The following is a 6,234-nucleotide window of genomic DNA, read 5'->3' as shown; positions in this document are numbered from 1 at the left end:
TCAGTCCGGCGATCGGAGCGATTGCCTTCTTTAACCAATATGCAGGGACACAAAATCGTGGAGCAGATATCCATATTTACGCCGTCTATACGCTCGGTGGCATGATTGCCGTGGCGGCATTGCTCGTCCTGCCGTCACTCAGGGCCCTCGACATCCGGTTTGCCCGCCGCGGGTTGTGGTTTGCTCTCGCCTGGATCGTCTTTGTGCCTGTATTTTTTCTTGTACCGCAACAGTGGGACGGCGGCTACGAACGCGGTCTTGCCGGGATGCTTTTAGGATGGATGATATCCGTTGCGTTATTCGTCAAAAGACATCCCTGAATGCCTGCTCTTCGCGGCAAATAATGCCGGTCACGGGGTGAGGTCCTGCCGCGAAGGGCATGGAGGCCATAAAGCTCCCGACGAAATTGGAATATGCATTTTGAACCATGCTTCTGCCGGGCCTTCGCCGCATGCCTCCGGTCTTCGCATCAGCGAAATCTCGTTCAGTGTGCCTGCCGTGAACAACCGGATTTTCCGCGGTCAGGGCAGGTATCCCGCTCAGGCCGCGAAGCCGAAATACCAGACCGCTATCGGCACGGTAAGAAGCACGGCGAGCGACAGCACGACCAGCGCTCCGTCGCGCGTGAGCAGCCCGGCGGCAAAGAGCGCGATGACGGCCGAGGCAATGGAGCCCGACGTGGGAATGATCTCCATGAACGGCATGAACAGCGTCAGCAGCAGGATCAGGCCGAGCGGCAGCCAAAGCCATGGCCGGTGGAAAAGGAACGTCAGGCGCGCCTTCAGAAAGCGTTCCACGAAATGCACCGGGCGGCGCAGCCATCCGATCCCCTTGCAGAGTCTGGCTGTCGACATGTGGCGCTGTGTGATAAATCGGGGCAGCCAGAGACAGTTCCGCCCGGCTATCATCTGCACCACGAGGATGAACGTGATCGCGGCCACAGTTGCCGTGATCCCGGGTATGGCGCTCGCCGGCGAGGTGGAGATCAGCGAAAAGACCAGCATCAGTGAAGAGAAAGATTTTCGCCCCAACTTTTCGATGACGTCCTCGACGCGAATGCTGTCACCGTGTGCTGAACTCTCAAGCTGATCCAGAACCTCGCTGAGCGCGCTTGTGGGTTCTCTTTCCATTTTGCTCGCCTCCTCCCCGGGCTTGACTGAGGCAGGTCGGATCATCGCAGCAGATGCCGCGACGGCCGATGGCACCGCCAGTCATCGTCTCGGGCAACCACTTCGCCCGTCAGCGCGCCTGTCATGGCTCCGCGCTCTCTCATGTCGTCGCGGATGCAGGGCTCGCAGAGCCGGCGGCCTCCTGCCGTTTCGCGTCGTGGTGGGTTCAGGGACTCGACGCCTGTTCAGAAACACAGAGCGGCATCGGAGGTTCCGCCGTCCACCGGCGATCACTTCCGTCCATCCTGGCGGTACGGGGTCAAAACCAATCTTCGCCGGTGCGGCAGGTGGTCCAGGTGGGGGAGCGCACCGGCCGATATGTTGCGGACCTGCACGCCGTTCGCTGCTCTTACTCAATCTGTGGGGCACCTCCAAATTCCTCAGAAGTCAGAAGAGTGGGCGGGACACGGACTTGGCTTTGCCGCATGGCGACCGCAGCATGTCGACGGACCGGAACTTTGCCCCGGTCAGAGCCGTGGACGGGTGGAGAGGGCGGAAGGTGTGATTTCGCTACAGGCACCTGCGTCGTCAAAGTTCAGGCTGCCATTGATTTACCAATATGCCCAACCGCTTGTCTCGGCCACTGGTCTGAGGTCGAGAGAAGAGCTGAGGTGCCTGGCTTGCACGAAAGCAGGTTGGAACGATTGATGTTCCGGCACGTTAGCGACGGAGAGAGTGGAATAATCCCTTCCCCGGGGCGTTCTGAGATCTGCTGCCCCAACCTGCGACCACAGGAGACAATCATGAGTATGAAGCGTATTCTCGGCACGATGCTGGCGACCAGGATGGCTGGGCGCGGGCGCCGCAGCGGGGCCCTGGGCTCAGCATCCGCCCTCGGCCTTCTGGGGTCGCGCCGCCGGAGACGGGGCGGCCTCGGAGGCAAGCTGGGCCTCGCCGGGCTTGGATACATGGCTTACCAGGCCTACCGTGACAGCCAGTCGCGACAGACCGGGCAGACCGGGGCGCAACATGTGGGTGCGCAAAGCACTCACGCTGGTGGTGGTGGCCTGATGGACAAGCTCCGCGACACGGCGAATGAGTTTCTCGCCGGCGGAACCGACTCTCCGTCGAGCGGGTCCGCAGCGAGCGGGAACACTGCCGGTGAGCCGGACGAGAAGGATCTCCACGACGGACAAGCGGCGGCCGAGCGGTTCAGCGAAGACAAGGCCCTTCTGATGATCCGGGCGATGATCACGGCGGCCTACGCCGACGGATCGCTGTCGCAGGACGAACGCGGCCGGATCGTTCAGGCCATCCAGGAGGCCGACGCGACGCCCGACGAGCGTGCCACGATGGAGCGGGAAATCGCGAACCCCAAGCCGCTCGACGAACTTCTGGCACAGGTCGATGACGAGGAAACCGCCGAGGAATTCTATCTTGCGTCCCGGGCCGCAATCGAAGGGATGAGTGACGCAGACCGGAAGTATCTGCTCGATCTCCAGCACAAACTGGGTTTGTCCCCGGAGGGCGCAGCCGAAGCGGACGCCATCGCATCATGAGCTGAAATTGGGCGCGTTATGCACATTCAACGGGGTGCCGGAGAAGAAACGTGCGAGCCGACGAATAAGAACAACGCCGCGTCGGAAGCGGTGCCAGCTGCGCAAGTCGTCGAGAATTTGGGTGGCGTGCATTTTCAACGGACTTCACGTGAACGGGAATTGTCCCAAAGTCACGGGTCAATTTCGCCGGAAGATCCGGACGAGCGAAACTTTTTACGCAAGACGGGGAACACTTCCGTCAGTACCACGTAGTATAAACATGCGACATCTTACAGACCCTCGTGGCTACGCTCTTATCGCACTCCTCTTGTTCAGCCTGGCTGGACTGGGTTTTGCGCTTTATGAGTTGCTTTCGCCTGCAAGTGGTACAACTGGGACAGCGGGAGCTATCTTGGTGACCGTGTCCACTGCCTTGATGGTTATTGCGGCGGCAGTTCTGATGTTCGTTTTGGTGCCGAAGTGGCTCTACTGGCTTTGCCTTATTTTGCTGCTGATTGATGCAGTTGCAACAGCCGCGGCAGGTTACTTCCTGATGTCGGACTATCTTGTCGCCATGATGCTCGGCGCTTTGGTTGCGGGGCTTCTGGCCGCAGCCGTCGGTCGCAAACAAGAACAGGTATCCGCATGATCCGCACCCTGATGGCTCCACTCCTGCTCGCTTCCATGCCGGTCCAGGCACAGGACGCCGACTGGACAACGTTCAACGGCAACCTGATGGCGCAGAAGTATTCGCCCGTTACATCATTCACGCCAGAGACGATCGGCGATCTTGAGCAGGCGTGGGAAATCCATACCGGGGATGTATCGGATGGGAGCGGCGAGCTGCCGCAGACTGTCTGGTCGGCAACCCCCATCTATGCCAATGAGACTCTGTACCTCGGGACGCCCTTTTATCGCATCCTGGCGTTGGATCCGGCGACCGGAGATCAGCTCTGGTCATACGATCCGGAAACGGTGCTGAAAACATTGACCCAGCCAGCCTTGAAGAACCGTGGCGTTGCCTATTGGGAAAGTGCAGCCGAAGGGGAATGCGAAAAGCGTGTCTATATCGGCACCATGGATGCCCACCTCCACGCCGTCGATGCCGATACGGGTGAGCTTTGTGAGGAATTTGCGGACAGCGGCGTCCTGAATGTCAATCAATGGAACGATGTGAATGACAAGTTTCCGTTCTCGCTTCTGCAGCCGCCAACAGTCGTCGGTGATACGCTTTTGGTGGGGTGGGCGGGTAACGACTGGGCCTACTCTGTCGCGCCGCCGGGAAACCTTCTGGCTATCGACGCCCGCACCGGCGCGTTGAAATGGGATCTGTCCTTTATCCCCGAAGAGATGATTTCGCGCACGGGAACGGCCAACATCTGGACCTCGATGGCGGCCGATGCGGAACGGGGCATTGTTTACGTCCCTGTCTCGTCGCCAAGCCCGAACTACTGGGGCGGTGCGCGGACCGAGCCCATTCCTCTCGCTACATCTGTAACGGCCGTCGACATTGAGACAGGCGAATTGGTCTGGAGCCAGCAGCTTGTCCGGCACGACATCTGGGATTACGACACGCCATCTGCAGCGACACTGGTCGATATCGAAAAGGATGAGGAAATTATCCCCGCGCTGGTGCAAAGCACGAAGCAGGGATTTCTGTTTGTGCTGAACCGCGAGACGGGCGAGCCGGTGTATCCGATCGAAGACCGTCCGGTTCCCGCCAGTGACGCCGTTGGCGAGGAAGCGGCGGAGACCCAGCCCTTCTCCACCGCACTGATCCCCACGAACAATCCCGAGATGTTGCCCGAAGTGTCAGGTATCGCGGATCTGTTGAGCGCAGGCCAGTGCAGTGAAGATGTTGCGCGCTATCGCTATGACGGTATTTTTACGCCTCCCTCAGAACAGGGCACATTTCTGTGGCCCGGAACTGCTGGTGCCAACAACTGGGGCGGCGGTGCTGTCGATCCAGAGACGGACATTTACTATATTAACTCGTCCCGGATCGTGCAGGTCATCCAGCTTATTCCGCGCGAAATTTACGAAGATGTGGCGACCGGCAGCGGGGCGGAGATCGGTTACTACGCTCAGGAAGATGCGCCTTACGGCATTCAACTGACCAACTGGGTCAATTGGGCCAACCTGCCATGCTGGGCACCGCCTTATGGCACTTTCTCCGCGTACGACCTGCGGACGGGAGAGCGACTTTACGAAGTGCCTTTCGGCATGACGCAGCAGTGGGGCTTTTACGGACCGCAGAGCTGGGGGTCACCTACTCTGGGAGGTCCTGTTGTCACTGCAGGCGGAGTGATCTTCATCGGTGCCTCGATGGACGCCCGTGTCAGGGCGCTCGACGCCAGCACGGGAACAGAGATCTGGTCAGATCTGGTTGAAGCGCCATCCGTTGCCATTCCGGCCGTCTATACCCACGAAGGGCGAGACTATGTTGTCTTCGTCGCGGGCGGCAATCCGATCCTGAAGCCTCAGGTGGGCGATCAGGTCGTCGCATATACTCTCGCAGATTGATCTCTCAGAGACAGCGCTGCATCAATACGACGCGGTTCAGCTGTTCGGTCCCGGCAACCACTGATCGGGGTTCGAGGTTGTCCCAATCTTCCGGGTCAGAATGGCGCGCGAAGCTTGCAATCATTGAAGCTGACAGCGTGTGAGCCTGAACGGGTCCATAATGATCCTGGGGCAGAGTGTTTCGTCTCTTTCAGCAAAGAACCTCAGCCTCAGGTCTCTAGGTCAAGCGCTTTAAACATGGAACACGCTCCAAAAAAGGCGACGAATTTCCATTGTTCTCACTGTTTGTTGACTGCGTGACGCACCCATGAGCGATTTTTGGCTTGTAATACATCAGGTCGACCCCGAGGCTTGCTGAGTAAGACAAATCTTCACAGGAGGTATAACGATGCAAACACCCGAATGGACCAAGCCTGCCGTCTGGAGCGCTGTCGCCGGGGCGTTGGCGATCACGATTGTCGGCTTCAGCGCCAATTGGGTCATGACAACAGGCGCAGCGAACACCTCCGCTGCCGAGGAGGCTGAGCTTGCCGTCCTGTCTGCCCTGACCCCCATCTGTGTCGCGCAGTTCCGCGCAGAGAACGCGCAACTGCGCGAAGTACAACTCGCTGCGATGGCAGAGCAAAGCAACTGGGAGCGCGGCGAGATCGTCGCGGCACAGGGATGGGCGACGATGCCAGGGGCAGACGAGCCGAACGAAGACGTCGCCGAGCTGTGTTCGGAGCAGCTCCTTGAGGCGGATGAAGCTGCCTGACCAGCATTGACACCGAGGGTGCCGAACGCCGGCGCATCGGTGATGACATGACTGAATAGCGGTGGGCGCTCTGGCCTTCCCGATCCGGTCGGGGGCGGTCTGAGGGCGTCCCCTACGTCACGACTGGCCCGGAAACATCAACCGCTCCCCATGAGTATAAGCTCGTTGCTCCCATCCGACTGAGCCGAGGTCGCACATATGTTTCTTGCCCGGATCCTCTTTCTTATCAGCGCCCTGACGATCTGCACGGCTTCCACGGCCCAGATCAGCGGGCCAGCCTCAACCAAACCTCTTTCGCCGCAAACAGGGC

The 6,234-nt window shown here is 59.6% G+C and carries 5 protein-coding genes and 1 pseudogene; 5 read left to right on the top strand and 1 reads right to left on the bottom strand.

Features of this window, described 5'->3' with window-relative positions; all coding sequences use genetic code 11:
- Positions 1-320, top strand: a pseudogene (locus ACOI1H_RS22825) (hypothetical protein); the annotation flags it as partial.
- Between the two features lie 219 nt (positions 321-539).
- Here ACOI1H_RS22825 and ACOI1H_RS22820 read toward each other — a convergent pair.
- On the bottom strand, positions 540-1,175 hold the full coding sequence (locus tag ACOI1H_RS22820; protein WP_422440427.1) for an exopolysaccharide biosynthesis protein: 636 nt from the start codon (positions 1,173-1,175) through the stop codon (positions 540-542).
- 737 nt (positions 1,176-1,912) lie between these two features.
- Here ACOI1H_RS22820 and ACOI1H_RS22815 point away from each other — a divergent pair.
- The 4 genes from ACOI1H_RS22815 to ACOI1H_RS22800 all read left to right on the top strand — a co-directional run bounded on the left by ACOI1H_RS22815 (position 1,913) and on the right by ACOI1H_RS22800 (position 5,924).
- Positions 1,913-2,668 carry a DUF533 domain-containing protein gene (locus ACOI1H_RS22815; RefSeq protein ID WP_422440425.1) on the top strand — a complete coding sequence of 252 codons (756 nt, stop codon included), beginning with the start codon at positions 1,913-1,915 and terminating at the stop codon, positions 2,666-2,668.
- Between the two features lie 394 nt (positions 2,669-3,062).
- Positions 3,063-3,296, top strand: a complete 234-nt coding sequence (locus ACOI1H_RS22810; RefSeq protein ID WP_422440424.1) for a hypothetical protein — start codon at positions 3,063-3,065, stop codon at positions 3,294-3,296.
- Positions 3,293-5,170 (top strand): PQQ-binding-like beta-propeller repeat protein, encoded by a 1,878-nt coding sequence (locus ACOI1H_RS22805; protein WP_422440423.1) that lies wholly within the window; start codon positions 3,293-3,295, stop codon positions 5,168-5,170. The genes ACOI1H_RS22810 and ACOI1H_RS22805 overlap by 4 nt, the downstream gene beginning before the upstream one ends.
- A 388-nt stretch (positions 5,171-5,558) precedes the next feature.
- Complete coding sequence (locus tag ACOI1H_RS22800; protein WP_422440421.1) at positions 5,559-5,924, top strand: hypothetical protein; 366 nt, start codon at positions 5,559-5,561, stop codon at positions 5,922-5,924.
- Positions 5,925-6,234 lie beyond the last annotated feature (310 nt).

The organism is Loktanella sp. DJP18, from assembly GCF_049310965.1.
GTDB lineage: Bacteria > Pseudomonadota > Alphaproteobacteria > Rhodobacterales > Rhodobacteraceae > Loktanella.
Note: the sequence above shows the minus strand (reverse complement) of the source record. Positions and strands in the feature narration are given on the sequence as shown.